This is a genomic window from Citrobacter sp. RHBSTW-01044, from assembly GCF_013781945.1.
Lineage (GTDB): Bacteria > Pseudomonadota > Gammaproteobacteria > Enterobacterales > Enterobacteriaceae > Citrobacter > Citrobacter braakii.
Genome location: NZ_CP056180.1, coordinates 3,161,195 through 3,177,913 on the forward strand (window position 1 = coordinate 3,161,195; position 16,719 = coordinate 3,177,913).

16 protein-coding genes, 1 tRNA gene and 1 pseudogene are annotated in these 16,719 nt (G+C 53.4%); 9 read left to right on the top strand and 9 right to left on the bottom strand.

Annotation, left to right across the window (positions count from 1 at the left end; genetic code table 11):
- Nucleotides 1-85: 85 nt before the first annotated feature.
- From trxB to infA, 6 genes and pseudogenes are all read left to right on the top strand, one after another.
- On the top strand, nucleotides 86-1,054 hold the full coding sequence (trxB, locus tag HV352_RS15385) for a thioredoxin-disulfide reductase (protein WP_016152427.1): 969 nt from the start codon (nucleotides 86-88) through the stop codon (nucleotides 1,052-1,054).
- Nucleotides 1,055-1,168: 114 nt separating this feature from the next.
- Nucleotides 1,169-2,935 carry a cysteine/glutathione ABC transporter permease/ATP-binding protein CydD gene (gene cydD, locus HV352_RS15390; protein ID WP_137381060.1) on the top strand — a complete coding sequence of 589 codons (1,767 nt, stop codon included), beginning with the start codon at nucleotides 1,169-1,171 and terminating at the stop codon, nucleotides 2,933-2,935.
- Nucleotides 2,936-4,657: a cysteine/glutathione ABC transporter ATP-binding protein/permease CydC gene (cydC, locus tag HV352_RS15395; protein WP_181634849.1), complete on the top strand. Its 1,722-nt coding sequence runs from the start codon at nucleotides 2,936-2,938 to the stop codon at nucleotides 4,655-4,657.
- Nucleotides 4,658-4,701: 44 nt separating this feature from the next.
- A complete protein-coding gene (gene aat, locus HV352_RS15400; protein ID WP_016152424.1) occupies nucleotides 4,702-5,406 on the top strand; it encodes a leucyl/phenylalanyl-tRNA--protein transferase in 705 nt (234 codons plus the stop codon).
- Nucleotides 5,407-5,764: pseudogene (locus tag HV352_RS15405) on the top strand (hypothetical protein).
- Complete coding sequence (gene infA, locus HV352_RS15410; RefSeq protein WP_002211347.1) at nucleotides 5,692-5,910, top strand: translation initiation factor IF-1; 219 nt, start codon at nucleotides 5,692-5,694, stop codon at nucleotides 5,908-5,910. Before HV352_RS15405 ends, infA begins: the two are co-directional and overlap by 73 nt.
- A 79-nt stretch (nucleotides 5,911-5,989) precedes the next feature.
- Here the strand turns inward: infA and HV352_RS15415 are convergent, their stop codons facing one another.
- A complete protein-coding gene (locus HV352_RS15415; protein ID WP_181634850.1) occupies nucleotides 5,990-6,901 on the bottom strand; it encodes a LysR family transcriptional regulator in 912 nt (303 codons plus the stop codon).
- A gap of 108 nt (nucleotides 6,902-7,009) precedes the next feature.
- Between HV352_RS15415 and HV352_RS15420 the strand changes: the two genes are divergently transcribed.
- The 3 genes from HV352_RS15420 to HV352_RS15430 all read left to right on the top strand — a co-directional run bounded on the left by HV352_RS15420 (nucleotide 7,010) and on the right by HV352_RS15430 (nucleotide 8,801).
- The gene (locus HV352_RS15420; RefSeq protein WP_137352032.1) at nucleotides 7,010-7,870 is read left to right on the top strand and encodes a pirin family protein; all 861 of its coding nucleotides are present in this window, start codon (nucleotides 7,010-7,012) and stop codon (nucleotides 7,868-7,870) included.
- Between the two features lie 16 nt (nucleotides 7,871-7,886).
- Nucleotides 7,887-8,564 (top strand): isochorismatase family protein, encoded by a 678-nt coding sequence (locus HV352_RS15425; protein ID WP_016156101.1) that lies wholly within the window; start codon nucleotides 7,887-7,889, stop codon nucleotides 8,562-8,564.
- A 149-nt stretch (nucleotides 8,565-8,713) separates the two neighbouring features.
- Nucleotides 8,714-8,801 (top strand) — tRNA-Ser (locus HV352_RS15430).
- Nucleotides 8,802-8,889: 88 nt separating this feature from the next.
- Here the strand turns inward: HV352_RS15430 and rlmC are convergent.
- The 8 genes from rlmC to rimK form a co-directional block, all read right to left on the bottom strand.
- Complete coding sequence (gene rlmC / locus HV352_RS15435; protein WP_019076382.1) at nucleotides 8,890-10,017, bottom strand: 23S rRNA (uracil(747)-C(5))-methyltransferase RlmC; 1,128 nt, start codon at nucleotides 10,015-10,017, stop codon at nucleotides 8,890-8,892.
- A 41-nt stretch (nucleotides 10,018-10,058) separates the two neighbouring features.
- The gene (locus HV352_RS15440; protein ID WP_016152418.1) at nucleotides 10,059-10,547 is read right to left on the bottom strand and encodes a YbjO family protein; all 489 of its coding nucleotides are present in this window, start codon (nucleotides 10,545-10,547) and stop codon (nucleotides 10,059-10,061) included.
- 59 nt (nucleotides 10,548-10,606) lie between these two features.
- Nucleotides 10,607-11,452: a putrescine ABC transporter permease PotI gene (potI, locus tag HV352_RS15445; protein WP_016152417.1), complete on the bottom strand. Its 846-nt coding sequence runs from the start codon at nucleotides 11,450-11,452 to the stop codon at nucleotides 10,607-10,609.
- On the bottom strand, nucleotides 11,449-12,402 hold the full coding sequence (potH, locus tag HV352_RS15450; protein ID WP_019076381.1) for a putrescine ABC transporter permease PotH: 954 nt from the start codon (nucleotides 12,400-12,402) through the stop codon (nucleotides 11,449-11,451). Before potH ends, potI begins: the two co-directional genes overlap by 4 nt.
- 9 nt (nucleotides 12,403-12,411) lie before the next feature.
- Entirely contained in the window at nucleotides 12,412-13,545 is a 1,134-nt protein-coding gene (gene potG, locus HV352_RS15455) for a putrescine ABC transporter ATP-binding subunit PotG (protein WP_049040678.1), read from the bottom strand.
- 138 nt (nucleotides 13,546-13,683) lie between these two features.
- Nucleotides 13,684-14,796, bottom strand: a complete 1,113-nt coding sequence (gene potF / locus HV352_RS15460) for a spermidine/putrescine ABC transporter substrate-binding protein PotF (protein WP_016152414.1) — start codon at nucleotides 14,794-14,796, stop codon at nucleotides 13,684-13,686.
- 433 nt (nucleotides 14,797-15,229) lie between these two features.
- Nucleotides 15,230-15,706 (bottom strand): YbjN domain-containing protein, encoded by a 477-nt coding sequence (locus HV352_RS15465; protein ID WP_016152413.1) that lies wholly within the window; start codon nucleotides 15,704-15,706, stop codon nucleotides 15,230-15,232.
- Between the two features lie 90 nt (nucleotides 15,707-15,796).
- Entirely contained in the window at nucleotides 15,797-16,699 is a 903-nt protein-coding gene (gene rimK / locus HV352_RS15470) for a 30S ribosomal protein S6--L-glutamate ligase (RefSeq protein ID WP_016152412.1), read from the bottom strand.
- Nucleotides 16,700-16,719: the final 20 nt, after the last annotated feature.

Here is a 16,719-nt window from a genome sequence, read left to right on the forward strand (position 1 = left end):
GTTAACAAAATCGCCATACTCTTTTTTTACGCCTGTAAATTCCCTACAATCCTGCTCATTGCCTGCCAACAACTATGGGGATCTCATGGGCGCAACCAAACACAGTAAACTTCTTATTCTGGGCTCAGGCCCTGCGGGATATACCGCTGCGGTCTACGCTGCACGCGCTAACCTGCAACCAGTACTGATTACCGGTATGGAAAAAGGTGGTCAACTGACCACAACAACAGAAGTGGAAAACTGGCCTGGCGATCCGCACGATCTCACTGGCCCGCTGCTGATGGAGCGTATGCACGAACATGCGACCAAATTTGATACAGAAATCATTTTTGATCACATCAGCAAAGTTGATCTGCAAAACCGCCCTTTCCGTCTGACCGGCGATAGCGGAGAGTACACCTGTGACGCACTGATCATCGCTACCGGCGCTTCAGCACGTTACCTGGGCCTGCCTTCAGAAGAAGCGTTCAAAGGCCGCGGCGTTTCCGCCTGCGCGACCTGCGACGGTTTCTTCTACCGTAATCAAAAAGTTGCGGTGATTGGCGGTGGCAACACTGCGGTTGAAGAAGCACTGTATCTGGCGAATATCGCATCTGAAGTGCATTTGATTCACCGTCGCGACAGTTTCCGCGCTGAGAAAATCCTCATCAAGCGTTTAATGGATAAAGTTGAAAACGGCAACATCGTGCTGCACACCCACCGCACGCTGGAGGAAGTAACCGGTGATCAAATGGGCGTAACCGGGCTGCGCCTGCGCGATACGCAAAACACTGACAATGTGGAGTCACTTGACGTTGCCGGATTGTTTGTCGCTATCGGTCACAGCCCGAATACCGCCATTTTCGACGGTCAGCTTGAACTTGAAAACGGCTACATCAAAGTTCAGTCCGGTATTCACGGTAATGCCACACAAACCAGCATTCCGGGGGTCTTCGCAGCCGGTGACGTGATGGATCATATTTATCGCCAGGCGATCACCTCTGCGGGCACAGGCTGTATGGCCGCGCTTGATGCAGAACGTTATCTCGACGGTCTGGCGGACGCTTGCAAATAAGTTTTACAAATCAGTAACAAAAGTAAAAAAGGCGACTATAAGTCGCCTTTATTTTTGCCTCGTTGTAACATTGCCCTGCCCAAATATTCCAATAACTCACCTGCTAAGCGTGCAATGAATAAAACCCGTCAAAAAGAGCTGACCCGCTGGTTAAAACAGCAAAGTGTAATTTCCCAACGATGGCTGAACATTTCACGCCTGTTGGGGTTCGTGAGTGGTCTGTTAATCGTCGCTCAGGCCTGGCTCATGGCCCGCATTCTGGACCATATGATCATGGCCAATATTCCCCGAGAGGCGCTGCTGCTTCCGTTCATCGTGCTGGTATTGATTTTCATCCTGCGGGCATGGGTCGTCTGGTTACGCGAACGGGTCGGGTTTCACGCAGGGCAACATATTCGTTTTGAAATTCGCCGCCAGGTGCTTGACCGTCTGCAACAGGCTGGTCCGGCCTGGATACAGGGCAAACCGGCCGGGAGCTGGGCCACGCTGATCCTGGAACAGATTGACGATATGCATGATTACTATGCACGTTATCTGCCGCAAATGGCGCTGGCCGTATGCGTCCCATTATTGATTGTGGCGGCGGTATTCCCGTCAAACTGGGTAGCCGCTCTTATTCTGCTCGGAACAGCCCCGCTGATCCCGTTATTTATGGCAATGGTCGGAATGGGCGCTGCCGATGCTAACCGCCGCAATTTTCAGGCTCTTGCCCGCCTCAGCGGTCATTTCCTCGATCGTCTGCGGGGTATGGAAACGCTAAGAATATTTGGTCGCGGTGAAGCCGAAACGGAAAGCATCCGCGCTGCGTCGCAAGATTTCCGCCAGCGCACCATGGAAGTCCTGCGCCTGGCCTTCCTGTCATCTGGTGTCCTTGAGTTCTTTACCTCTCTGTCTATTGCGCTGGTGGCGGTTTACTTCGGTTTTTCCTACCTCGGAGAACTCGATTTCGGCCACTACGGGACGGGCGTCACGCTGGCGGCAGGCTTCCTCGCGCTCATTCTGGCACCGGAGTTTTTCCAGCCCCTGCGCGATCTGGGCACGTTTTATCACGCCAAAGCGCAAGCCGTTGGTGCAGCTGATAGTCTGAAAACCTTCATGGAAACCCCGCTGGCTCATCCAGAGCGTGGCGACATTGAGCTGGCGACGAAAGACGCCGTTTCACTTGAGGCACACGATCTGATTATCACTTCGCCGGAAGGTAAAGTGCTGGCCGGCCCGCTCAACTTTACCCTGGCAGCCGGTCAACGCGCGGTGCTGGTTGGACGCAGCGGTTCCGGTAAAAGTTCGCTGCTTAATGTCCTGTCCGGTTTCCTCTCTTATCGGGGATCGCTGCGAATTAACGGCTTTGAACTTCGCGACCTGTCACCTGATTCCTGGCGTAAACAGCTGTCATGGGTCGGGCAAAATCCGCAGCTTCCTGCCGCCACGTTACGCGAAAACGTTCTGCTGGCTCGCCCCGATGCCAGCGAAGAACAGCTACAAGCCGCACTCGACAGCGCCTGGGTCAGCGAGTTTTTACCGCTGCTGCCGCAGGGCGTGGATACGCCAGTAGGCGATCAGGCGGCCCGACTTTCCGTCGGGCAAGCGCAGCGCGTTGCCGTTGCTCGCGCCTTACTCAATCCTTGTCAGTTACTGCTGCTGGACGAACCCGCCGCCAGCCTTGATGCGCACAGCGAACAACGCGTGATGCAGGCGTTGAACGCGGCATCTCGCCGCCAGACCACGCTGATGGTGACGCACCAGTTGGAAGATCTTGCCGACTGGGACGCTATCTGGGTGATGCAGGATGGACAGATCGTTGAACAAGGCACCTGGACCGAACTTAGCTCAGCCAACGGGGCTTTTGCGACATTACTGGCTCATCGTCAGGAGGACATCTAAATGCGCGCTTTGCTACCTTATCTGACGCTGTATAAACGTCACAAATGGATGTTAACGCTGGGGATCGTTCTGGCGATCGTCACGCTGCTGGCAAGTATTGGTTTGCTGACGCTTTCAGGGTGGTTCCTGTCGGCTTCTGCAATGGTTGGCGTCACCGGGATTTACAGCTTTAACTATATGCTCCCTGCCGCAGGCGTACGCGGCGCGGCGATCACCCGCACCGCGGGGCGTTATTTCGAACGACTGGTCAGCCATGACGCAACATTCCGTGTGCTGCAGCATTTGCGTATTTATACCTTCAGCAAACTGCTGCCGCTCTCCCCTGCGGGCCTGTCCCGTTATGGACAGGGTGAATTACTTAACCGCGTGGTGGCTGATGTCGACACGCTCGATCATCTGTACTTGCGCGTGATCTCCCCGCTGGTAGGGGCTTTTGTCGTCATCATGGTGGTCACGCTGGGGCTAAGCGTTCTCGATTTCACGCTGGCTATCACCCTCGGCGGTATTATGCTGCTGACCTTATTTATTCTGCCCCCACTCTTTTATCAGGCAGGCAAAAGCACCGGACAAAGTCTGACGCATCTGCGTGGGCAATATCGTCAGCAGTTAACCTCCTGGCTACAGGGCCAGGCTGAATTGACCATTTTTGGCGCCAGTGAACGCTACCGCGCTCAAATGGAAGCCACCGAGCTGCAATGGCACGAAGCCCAGAGACGCCAGTCTGAATTAACGGCGTTGTCGCAGGCGGTCATGCTGTTAGTCGGCGCGCTGGCAGTGATTATGATGCTATGGATGGCCTCAGGCGGCGTGGGCGGTAACACCCAGCCAGGCGCACTGATCGCGCTGTTTGTCTTCTGTGCACTAGCCGCGTTCGAAGCGTTAGCGCCTGTCACCGGCGCATTTCAGCATCTCGGCCAGGTTATTGCCTCTGCGCTGCGCATCACCGAACTGACCGAACAGCAGCCAGAAGTGACCTTCCCGGATGCGGGTTCCTCGGTTTCAGAGCAGGTAACCCTTACGCTACGCGATGTGTCATTCAGCTATCCAGGACAGGCGCAAAAGGCGCTCGATACACTTTCCCTGCAAGCCAACCCCGGTGAACACATTGCGATTCTCGGTCGCACCGGCTGTGGTAAGTCAACGTTATTGCAATTGCTAACCCGCGCATGGGATCCGCAGAGTGGCGAGATCCTGATTAACGAACAGCCGATTGCGACCCTTAGTGAAGCCACGCTGCGCCAGAGTATCAGCGTCGTGCCACAGCGCGTGCATCTGTTCAGCGCTACGCTTCGCGATAACCTGTTGCTGGCGGCACCGCACGCCGGCGATGACGCATTAGCCGCGATGTTGTGCCGCGTCGGTCTGGACAAACTGCTTGAGGATGATGGACTCAACGCCTGGCTGGGCGAAGGCGGTCGTCAGCTTTCTGGCGGCGAGCTCCGTCGTCTGGCTATCGCCCGCGCCTTATTGCACGATGCTCCGCTGATGCTGCTGGATGAACCCACCGAAGGGTTGGATGCTACAACGGAAAGTCAAATGCTTGAATTAATTAGCAATGTCATGCGCAACAAAACCGTATTAATGGTTACACATCGTCTGCGTGGGCTGTCACGTTTTGATCAAATAATAGTAATGGACAACGGACAAATTATTGAGCAAGGTAATCACGCAGATCTGTTAGCCAGGCAGGGGCGTTATTACCAGTTTAAGCAACGTCTGTAAGCTATTATTGAACGATCAAACTCGCGTAGTGGAGTTTCGCTGTCATGCGCCTGGTGCAACTGTCCCGCCATTCCATAGCCTTCCCGTCACCGGAAGGCGCTTTACGCGAGCCTAACGGTTTATTGGCGCTTGGCGGCGATCTCAGCCCTGCCCGCCTGCTGATGGCTTATCAGCGCGGTATTTTCCCATGGTTTTCACCTGGCGACCCCATCCTTTGGTGGTCGCCCGATCCGCGCGCCATTCTTTGGCCCGAGAAATTTCACCTCAGCCGCAGCATGAAACGCTTTCATAAAAATTCGCCTTATCGCGTGACGCTCAATTACGCGTTTGGTCAGGTGATTGAAGGCTGCGCGAATGACCGGGAAGAAGGCACCTGGATAACGCATGATGTAGTGGATGCTTACCATCGGCTGCACGAACTGGGGCATGCCCACTCAATTGAGGTGTGGCGACAAAATGAATTAGTGGGCGGTATGTATGGCGTGGCGCAAGGTACGCTGTTTTGTGGCGAATCGATGTTCAGCCGTCAGGAAAATGCGTCCAAAACCGCACTGCTTGTTTTTTGCGCTGAATTTATCCGTCAGGGCGGAAAATTAATCGACTGCCAGGTATTAAATAGCCACACAGCCTCGCTGGGCGCCGTCGAAACACCGCGTCGGGAGTACCTTGAGCACCTGAGCAGACTGCGCCAGCAGCGGCTACCGAGCCATTTCTGGATTCCCAGGACGTTATTTTCACCTCAGGAGTGAATGTTTTCGGCACATTTTTTGTCGGGGTGTTATAATTGTCGCGCAGAGTTGGTTTAGCCCATTACCCCGCCGCCGTTAAGGAACAGTTCGCGTCAGGCAACGCCTATCGTTTATCTCCTCGTTCCCTTACACGTTGCGCTTTAAGTGCGGCTTTGCCGTGTGTGGATAGAGTAATGCGCCAAACCCGATTTGCTGTGTTTTAAACGCACAAATCTTTACTTATTAAAAGAACTTCGGCATTATCTTGCCGGTTCAAATTACGGTAGTGATACCCCAGAGGATTAGATGGCCAAAGAAGACAATATTGAAATGCAGGGTACCGTTCTCGATACGTTACCTAATACCATGTTCCGCGTAGAGTTAGAAAACGGTCACGTGGTTACTGCACACATCTCCGGTAAAATGCGTAAAAACTATATCCGCATCCTGACGGGCGACAAAGTGACTGTTGAGCTGACCCCGTACGACCTGAGCAAAGGCCGCATTGTCTTCCGTAGTCGCTGATTGTTTTTAACGCCCGAATGGCGTCCAGATAATAAAAGGTCGGTTTAACCGGCCTTTTTTGTGGGCTAAAGCCTGGTATTTAATCCTCAATCATCCGCGCATATTCTTCCGTTAAGAAATCCACTAATGCGCGCACTGACGGTAATAATCCCCTGCGTGATGGAAAGACTGCGTGGATAATTTCTCGCTTAGGTTCCCAACCGTCGAGCAACGCCACCAACCCACCCGCAGCTAATTGATCTTTTACCATCAACTGTGGAAGTTGAACAACACCTACGCCGGCGACTGCGGCTTCGCGTAACGCCAGCATATCGGTGGTGATCATACGCGGCGTGAAATGCACCTCCGCCCGCGCGCCCTGCGGGCCGAATAACTCCCAACGATGCACATGTTTACCAGAGGCCAGACTCAAACCTGGCCAACGGGTCAGCTCTGCCGGAGAGTGTAGCGCCCCCATCTGCTCAATTAACTGCGGGCTGGCATACAAGCGATGTCCTCTGTCCGCCAGGACGCGCATCACCAGGTCGCTATCCTCAAATGGCCGAGGTCTGACGCGAATCGCCACATCCAGACCTTCTCCAACGACGTCAACACGACGGTTAGTGGCCTCCAGTTGTACTGATACGTCAGGATAACGTGCCATAAAACGGGCAAGCATTGGCCCGATATGCACATGCAGCAATGTGACAGGACAAGTCAGCTTCACAACGCCACGCGGTTCAACCTGTAACGCGGCAATGGCATCCTGCGCCGCCTGCGCCTCCACCAGCATCGCCTTACAGTGTTCGTAAAAGGTTTGCCCGACTTCAGTCACGTTAAATTGCCGGGTGGTTCGCTGAATCAGTCGTACCCCCAGCCTCTCTTCAAGTTGCGCTATCCGTCGGCTCAGTTTTGATTTTGGTTCATCAAGCGCCCGACCCGCCGCCGCGAATCCCCCTTCCTCTACAACATGCACAAACCATGCAAAATCATTGAGATCCGGCCTTGTCATTTCATTGTCCTATTTTTGAGACAGTGAGAGCTATTTTAGCGACTACTCAGCTCGCTGTCATGAATATAAGCTTATTCACATCAAAACAACGCCACTGAGGAGACACATATGAAACAAGTAACAGGCGTCTACACCGCACCTCGCCCACACTGGGTTGGCGATGGATTTCCGGTTCGCTCGATGTTCTCTTACCAGTCTCATGCTGAGCAATTAAGCCCGTTCCTGCTGCTTGATTACGCGGGTCCGCATACGTTCACGCCGGGTAACGAAAAACGCGGCGTAGGTGAACACCCTCACCGCGGTTTTGAGACGGTGACTATCGTTTACAGCGGCGAAGTTGAACACCGTGATTCAACAGGTCGCGGCGGCATTATCGGCCCTGGCGATGTGCAGTGGATGACCGCTGGTGCAGGAATATTACACGAAGAGTTCCACTCCCCGGAATTTACCCGTCAGGGCGGTGAACTGGAAATGGTGCAACTGTGGGTCAATCTGCCGGCAAAAGACAAAATGGCCGTACCGGGTTATCAGGGCATCAGCAGCGATGTTATTCCCACCGTCGCCTTGCCCGATGATGCAGGCAGCGTTCGCGTGATCGCGGGCAGCTATCAGGATACGAAAGGCCCGGCACACACCTTTTCACCGCTGAACGTCTGGGATATGCGCCTGCAACGTAATCACCAGCTGACGTTGTCCCAGTCTGAAGGGTGGAGCACCGCTCTGGTGGTATTAAAAGGGAATATCACCGTAAACGGCACCACGCCTGCCGGCGAAGCACAACTGGTAGTCCTAAGTCAGCAGGGGAAAACGCTACACATTGAAGCCACCAGCGACGCCTGCGTGCTGCTGCTGTCTGGCGAACCGTTGAACGAGCCGATTGTAGGTTACGGTCCGTTTGTGATGAATACGAAACAAGAAATCGCTGAAGCCGTCCGCGATTTTAACTCCGGCCGCTTTGGCCAAATCTGAATCGAAGGAGAAGAATATGTCCAGTCCTGCAAACTTTAATGGTTCACGTCCGGTCATCGATGTGAATGATTCCGTCATGCTGCTTATCGATCATCAGAGTGGGCTGTTCCAGACTGTCGGCGATATGCCCATGCCGGAACTGCGTGCGCGTGCCGCCGCGCTGGCTAAAATCGCAACCCTGGCGAAGATGCCGGTAATTACCACGGCATCGGTACCGCAGGGGCCTAACGGCCCGTTGATCCCAGAGATCCATGCCAATGCGCCACATGCCCAATACGTAGCACGTAAAGGCGAAATCAACGCCTGGGATAACGAAGACTTCGTGAAAGCGGTCAAAGCAACGGGTCGTAAGACGCTGATTATTGCCGGTACGATCACCAGCGTGTGCATGGCTTTCCCGGCCATCAGCGCGGTTGCGGAGGGCTACAAGGTCTTCGCAGTGATCGACGCTTCCGGTACTTACAGCAAAATGGCGCAGGAAATCACCCTGGCACGTGTTGTTCAGGCTGGTGTGATACCGATGGATACCGCCGCCGTCGCTTCTGAAATTCAGGGGACATGGAACCGTGAAGACGCCGCTGAATGGGCGGAAGTGTATACCAAAATCTTCCCGGCTTATCAGTTGCTGATTGAGAGCTATAGCAAGGCCCAGGAAGTCGTGACCAACGGCGAAAAACTGGACTCGCAGCGCTAATCATATTCTCCGCGCCTGTCCGGGCGGAGGAATATGTACATTGCGTAACCAAACGAGAGTTAACACGTAAATTCTGCTTGACCGTTTTAGCGCAACTCCCTATAGTAGCGCCCCGTTGCCCCCCAAGCGGTCAGGCAGCAATACAATATGGTGAGGTGTCCGAGTGGCTGAAGGAGCACGCCTGGAAAGTGTGTATACGGCAACGTATCGGGGGTTCGAATCCCCCCCTCACCGCCATATTCGAGAAAGAGCTCGTACGCAAGTACGGGCTTTTTTTTCGCATGTTGCATTTGCCTGATAAGCGTAGCGCCATCAGGCATGTCGGTTATTGTCGGCTGAGCAGAGTTAACACTTCGTAATGCGCGGTATGTGGGAACATATCAAAAAGTTGGACGCGTTCAATGCGATATCCAGGCAACTCGCGGATATCCTTTGCCATGGTTTGTGCATTACAGCTGGAGTAAACGATAAAACGCGGCGCCATGCGGGAAAGAAAATCGCACAGCGGCTTCCCAATCCCCCGACGAGGCGGATTCACCAGTACCAGGTCCGGCACTTCTCCCTGCGCGGTAGCAAACTGGGTTGAATCCAGCGCCTGAAAATGCAGATTCTGCAACCCAAGCTCCTGCGCCGACTGTTTCGCGCAGGTAATGGCCTCTGGCGCAATTTCAATACCCGTCAGTTTCATCTGCGGCGTGGCGCAGTGCAAACCAAAACCCCCGACGCCGCAAAACAGATCCCACATGTGATTAACCGGAAGCTGACGAACCCAGTCGCGCGCCGTGGCATATAAATGCCCAGCCACCACAGGGTTGGTCTGGAAGAAGCTCTGTGGGCGTATCCACAATGGCACATCGTTAAAGCGTTCAGCCAGCGCCTGTTGTTCCGTCAGGAAGATTTCGCTCTCCCCTTCCATAATCGCCATATGCACAGGTTGAATATTGGCGGTGATCACTTTTAACTGCGGAAGCTGCGCCTGTAACCATGGCAGCGCCGTACGCAGTTGTGCCAGTTTCGCATCGGAGCGCAGAACAAAACGCAGCATCATACCGCCATCAAACCGGCTTTCCGTTAACAGCAGATATTTCAGCTCCCCGCGTTTGCGCGCCACGTTATAGGGCGTCAACCCCGCACGGGCGATAAACGGTTTTAGTGCGGCAAACACCGGCGCAAAAGACTCAGGATAGAGCGGACACTCGCACAAATCCTCCGGCGTACCGTCACGATGCAGCATCCCCAGCAGCGGTTTTTCCACGCTGCCGCTGACCACCATTTTGGCTTTATTACGAAAAGCGCTCTCCGGGCCGCTGACCGGCGCGCACCATTCTCCGACCGGATAATCGGCCAGCAGATTCTGCAGATCGGCTGTTTTGGCGAAGAGTTGATCGGCGACAGGCTGCGTTATCCACTGACAAGAGCGGCAGCGTTCGGCCTCATAAAGTGCGCACTGCATACAAAAACCTACAAATTAACAGGGGGCGAAGATTATACACGTTATTGCAAGCGGAAGAACCGCCTGCTGGACGCAGGAACAAACAGCAGTAGCAACACCAGCATATCCGGCAATTTTTGCATCACCAGCGTATGCAGGATTTCACGTCTGGACTCTCCCGCAATACTGAACAGTTCCGGATATCCATAGCCCAATGAGGCCGCCCACAGATAGACGCTGGCGATAATCTGGGTCAGTAGATAGACCCAGCGTGCCCAGTTCCGACCTTTAACCAGCGAAAATGCGCAGTAAATTTCGATAAACAGCAGCACCAGGCTACCCAGAAACACCAGCGTCAAATTCCAGGTCTGGACGCTGCGATGAATAAACTCGCTGGTTCCGCGAAACCCGAGCGTATTAAAAATCATCAACAGATCGAGACAGCGGATCATGATAATAGCCAGCGCCGCCACCTGCACTAAAGTAGGGACGTTTAAACGGGCATGTGATGTGGATGATTTCTTAAAAAATCCCAACGCGTCGTCTTCCATGAAAACGGCGCAGCCACTGCAGCTGCGCCGTATAGACAGGTTGGCAGATTTTAGTTTTTTCAGCCGCGTCTTGCACGTTGGATATCGCGAATCCGTTGTTTTTCTGTTCGCGCCATCAGATACCACGCGATAAATCCGATAATTCCTACCACGCCAAGTATCAACGTCGCCAGCGCGTTGATCTCCGGATTGACCCCCATACGTACGCTGGAGAACACCAGCATGGGTAACGTTGTGGCGCCAGGACCAGAGACAAAACTGGCAATGACCAGGTCATCGAGCGACAGCGTAAAGGCCAGTAACCACCCTGAGATCACCGCCGGCATAATCATCGGCAGCGTGATGACGAAAAAAACCTTCAGCGGCGTGGCACCAAGATCCATCGCCGCTTCCTCAATGGAGTGATCCAGTTCGCGTAAACGCGAGGAAATCACTACCGCCACGTACGCTGTACAGAATGTGACGTGCGCCAGCCAGATGGTCAACATACCGCGATCCGCTGGCCAGCCGATGGCGTGCGCCAAAGCCACAAACAGCAGCAGCAGCGACAAACCGGTAATGACATCCGGCATCACCAGCGGTGCGGTGATCATAAAGGCGAAACCATTTGATCCACGAAAACGACCAAAGCGCACCATCACCACGGCGGCGATGGTACCGAGAATTGCCGCCATCGTCGCAGCGCAGGCGGCAATCGTTAAGCTCATGCCGACGGCGCTTATCATCGCGCTATCGTGGAAAAGCTCACCATACCAACGCGTTGACCACCCCGCCCAGACCGTCACCAGCTTGGAGCTGTTAAACGAGTAGATAACCAACATCAGCATCGGCGCGTACAGGAAGGTAAAACCCAGTACCAGGATAAAAATACGCCACGGCGAGCGAACGACCGGTAAGTTATTCATCCGTGTTCCCCCACGCTTTTTTGCTGATATTTATGAAACCACATGATCGGCACAATCAGTAACAGCAGCATAATAATGGCGACGGCAGAAGCCACCGGCCAGTCACGGTTATTGAAAAACTCCTGCCAAAGCACACGCCCAATCATGATGCTGTCCGGGCCGCCCAGCAGTTCCGGGATCACAAACTCCCCAACCGCCGGGATAAACACCAGCATTGACCCGGCAATAATCCCGCCCTTGGTCAACGGCACGATCACGCTAAAGAAGGTTTTCAACGGTCGGGCGCCTAAATCCAGTGCCGCTTCCACCAGCGAGTAATCAATACGCGTCAGCGCGGTATAAATCGGCAGCACCATAAAGGGCAAATAGGCGTAAACAATACCGATATAGACCGCCAGATTGGTGTGCAGAATCGTCAACGGTTGGTCGATAACGCCCAGCCACATCAGAACGTTGTTCAGGACACCGTTATTTTTCAGGATCCCCATCCAGGCGTATACGCGAATCAAAAATGACGTCCAGGACGGCAGGATCACCAGCAGCAACAGAATATTGCGTGTCGAGGGTTTGCTGTGCGCGACCGCCCATGCCAGCGGATATCCCAATAGCAGGCAACAGACAGTCGAAACCCCCGCTACCTGCAAAGATTGCAGGTACGCATCAAAATAGAGCGGATCGTCCGTCAGTTGCAGGAAATTGCCTAAATTGAGGGTGATGGATAACTGATCGTCAGCCCATGAAATGAGGTCAGTATACGGCGGAATAGCCCGCGCCATTTCAGCCAAACTGATTTTGAAGACGATCAGAAATGGCAGCAGAAACAGGAGCATCAGCCACACATACGGCAGCGCGATGACCAGCTTGCGCCCGTGCTTCATTTGCAGCCGCGACATAAACAGCGTGAAACGCCCCACGTTATCCACGCGCGCCGGAGGTTCAAGTGTACTCATCTTTGCTCCTTAAACCGTCAACACCACACAGCTGTCCGCATCCCAACATAAACGGACTTCGTCACCCCAGGTTGGTAATCCCTTGCGATAACGATGTTCATTTTGTAACTGAGCGCTCAGCATCTGGCCACTTTTCAAGCGTACGTGGTACACCGACAAATCACCCAGATAGGCAATGTGCACCACTTCGCCTACCGCGAAGTTATATCCCTCTGGCGGAGGGGCTTCGCAGAGCATGATTTTTTCCGGGCGCAGCGCAACATACACCGGGACGTTATCGACAACGGAAGCGTCTGCGTCCACTTTCAGCGGATGTACCAGTCCTGGAGACTCAATAACCAGACCATCTTCCTGACGTTCTTTCAGCAGCCCCTCAAAGACGTTAACCGAACCGATAAATTCTGCACTGTAACGCGTAGTCGGATGCTCGTAGATCTCTTCAGGCTCGCCGATCTGGACAAATTTTCCACGGTTCATGATCGCAATGCGGCCCGCCATCGTCATGGCTTCTTCCTGATCGTGCGTCACCATCACGCAGGTCACGCCGACACGTTCAAGGATATCCACCACTTCCAGTTGCATGCGGTCACGGAGCTTTTTATCCAGCGCCCCCATCGGCTCATCCAGCAGCAGCAGCTTCGGGCGTTTCGCCAGGCTACGCGCCAACGCCACGCGCTGACGCTGACCGCCAGAAAGCTGATGCGGCTTACGTTTGGCGAACTCCTGCATATGCACGAGTCCCAGCATCTCACTCACCCGGCTGGCGATTTCAGTCTTTGGCAGCTTGTCCTGCTTGAGGCCAAAGGCAATGTTCTGCTCTACCGTCATGTGCGGAAACAGTGCATAGGACTGAAACATCATATTAATCGGACGCAGATAAGGCGGGACATGCGCTAAATCGACGCCATCAAGCATAATTTGCCCGGTTGTTGGCTGTTCAAATCCCGCCAGCATCCGCAACAGGGTCGATTTACCGCAGCCGGACGCCCCGAGCAGAGCAAATATTTCGCCTTTATAGATAGTAAGATTGACGTCATCAACGGCGTGCTGACCGTCAAAGGACTTGGTCAGGTTGCGAATTTCAAGCAGCGGGGTCAGCGCCTTGCGGATTTTCGCTTGTGGGCGTGGGGTTGCATCATTCAATTAGGCGCTCTCCGGCATAAAACAAAGAAACGGTGCAAATAACGCACCACGGTGGTGCGTATTGCCGGGTTATGTGTGTCCGGGATCAACACTGCCCGGCAGGCGTAAATCCTGCCGGGTCATGTCCCGTACATCGGGTTATTTCCCGCTTTTTACCTTCGTCCAGGCGCGAGTACGTACACGGTCGATCTTCGGATCCTGTACTTTCAGCGTGAACAGCTTGGCGCGGACATCGGCAGGCGGATAAATGCCCGGGTTGTCGCGAACGTCCTGGCTGACCAGTGCTGTCGCTTCTTTGTTGGCATTGGCATAGAACACGTGGTCAGAAATATGCGCAATTACATCAGGGCGCAGCAGGTAGTTGAGGAACTGGTAGGCTTCGTCTTTGTTTTTCGCATCGGCTGGCATCGCGAACACATCAAAGAAGGCCATCGCACCTTCCTTAGGAATTGAGAAGGAAATATTGACGCCATTTTTCGCTTCTTTCGCCCGGTTTGCCGCCTGCCATACATCCCCGGCCCAACCAATCGCCACGCAGGTATCACCGTTTGCCAGGTCGTTAATGTACTGCGAGGAGTGGAAGTAGCGAATATTTGGGCGCAGTTTTAACAGCAGATCGGTTGCCGGTCCGGTGTAATCATCCGCTTTGGTACTGTTTGGATCTTTACCCAAATAATTCAGCACGGTGGCAAACACTTCTTCGGGCGCGTCGAGGAAAGAGACGCCGCAGCTTTTGAGTTTTTCCAGATTTTCTGGCTTGAGGATCAGATCCCAGCTATTAACCGGCGCATCCGGCCCCAGTACCGCTTTCACTTTATCCACGTTATAGCCAATACCGGTTGTTGCCCACATATACGGCATCGCAAACTTGTTGTCCGGATCGTGTTTACCCACCAGCTTCAGCAATTCAGGATCGAGGTTTTTCCAGCCAGGCAATTTGCTCTTATCCAGCGGCTGGAAGACGCCCGCGGTCAGTTGACGCTCAAGGAAACTGGCGGATGGAACGACAAGGTCAAAGCCGGTACTGCCAGCCATGAGCTTACCTTCCAGCACTTCATTGGAATCAAATACGTCATAGATAACTTTAATTCCGGTCTCTTTTTCAAAATTAGCCACCGTATCCGGGGCAATATAATCAGACCAGTTATAAATATGCAGCGTTTTTTGTTCAGCAGCGAGCGTGCCAGCAGAGATGGCCATCAGAGCACCCGCAACCAGGCCTGGTAACCATCGTTTATTTAAGGCGGTCATAATCTCTTTCCTTCTGAAAGTTCGTTAACAAACGAACAAAAATGTCACACTCTAATGATATGCAAGAAACGTGCATATTCTTTCAAGCGGCACCCATGAAAAGAGAGGCCTCTCCTCACGCCGCTATTGCGCGCTGTTATCCGCCCATGCATTCAATATGCATTGTGGCCACAGGTCAGGCCACAAGGGGCTGTTTGAATGATGACGTTGATCAGCTTCGCAAGAATAACTTTAGCCAGGATTTGTGGATATAGCCCAGATTAAAAAACGTCTTTTATCAATTTTTTATGCATGAATTGTCTATGACATACAGTGGAAGGCGCTGAATGGAGGTGAATAATTCTTTAATGAACGGTTAAGTACAGAATAAAAACAGGCAATACGCAACCGCTTTGGCAGCGGCTGCGCAATATATGTCCAGATTCAGGAAGAATTAATGGAGGAAATGAACTTCGGCGTTGCTGTTTTGCGCATCTTCTTCAGCGTTAAATAACAGCTGATGCGCACCGGCCTCGAGGATCACCATCGATATTTGCTCTTCACTCTGGCGAACAAAATATTCGAACTGCTCAAACGTCACGCCCGGGATAACGGATAAAGACTGGCAGACCACCAGCTTTGGCAGATTATCATCCTGCATATCCAGAAAGGCTTTCACCGTCAGTGAACTGGCGTTAATCGCAGACAGATCGGCGGCCAGCGGCAGTAGTGCAGAAGGTCTGACTTCTGCCATCGCGGAAAACAGAATGACGTTATCGACCAAATCAACTTTTGCATCAAAGATGCCGTCAAAATTCTGCATGTGCGGCAAATGCAGCGCCTGACAGGTATCGCATTCAAAAAAACTCATGCCCAGGTCGTCGAGCCATTGACGCAACGTATCCAGAGTGGGAACGACCAGTGATGTCATAATAATGTGCGACCTCTATTGATGAAAAAAATACCGGCACAGCTTACGCAAAAAGAGCGTGTCATACTACGATCGCAATCGATATTGTGCTTAGCCGCCGATTTTAAGGCAAAATTCAGGCGTAGCGTGACGCTCAATCCACTGGATCATCTTGCCGGCAATGTCTATTCCGGTAGTTTTCTCCACCCCTTCCAGGCCAGGAGAAGCGTTGACCTCCATGACCAGCGGCCCACGTTCAGCACGCAGAATATCAACGCCAGCAACGTCCAGACCCATTGTCTGAGCGGCTTTGAGCGCAATTTCCCTTTCGCGCGGCGTGATATTCGCAATAGTGGCAACCCCACCGCGATGGAGATTAGAACGAAAATCACCTTCTTTGGCCCGGCGCTCAATGGCGGCCACCACCTCGTCACCCACCACGAAACAGCGAATATCTCGCCCTTTCGCTTCTTTGATATATTCCTGAACCAGAATATGGGCATTCAACCCACGAAAGGCATCCACCACGCTTTCTGCGGCCTGGCGCGTTTCCGCCAGTACCACGCCGATCCCCTGCGTACCTTCAACCAGTTTCACCACCAGCGGCGCGCCGCCAACCATGTCAATCATGTCGCTGGTATCGTCCGGAGAGTGAGCAATCCCGGTGATGGGTAAATCGATTCCCTGACGCGCCAGCAGCTGCAGCGAACGCAGCTTATCGCGCGCACGCGTAATCGCTACCGACTCATTCAGCGGATAGCTACCCAGCATCTCAAACTGGCGCAACGCCGCGGTACCGTAAAAGGTAATCGCTGAACCAATCCTTGGGATCACTGCATCGAAATGAGGAAGCTGGCGGCCCTTGTAATGAATAGAGGACGCCGCCGGGCTGATGTTCATATAGCAAGAAAGGGGATCGATAATTTCAACCAGGTGACCACGCTGCATCGCCGCTTCACGCAGGCGCTTACAAGAATAGAGCGTTCCGTCCCGGGACAAAATGGCAATTTTCACCCTGCACCTCTCTGAATGAC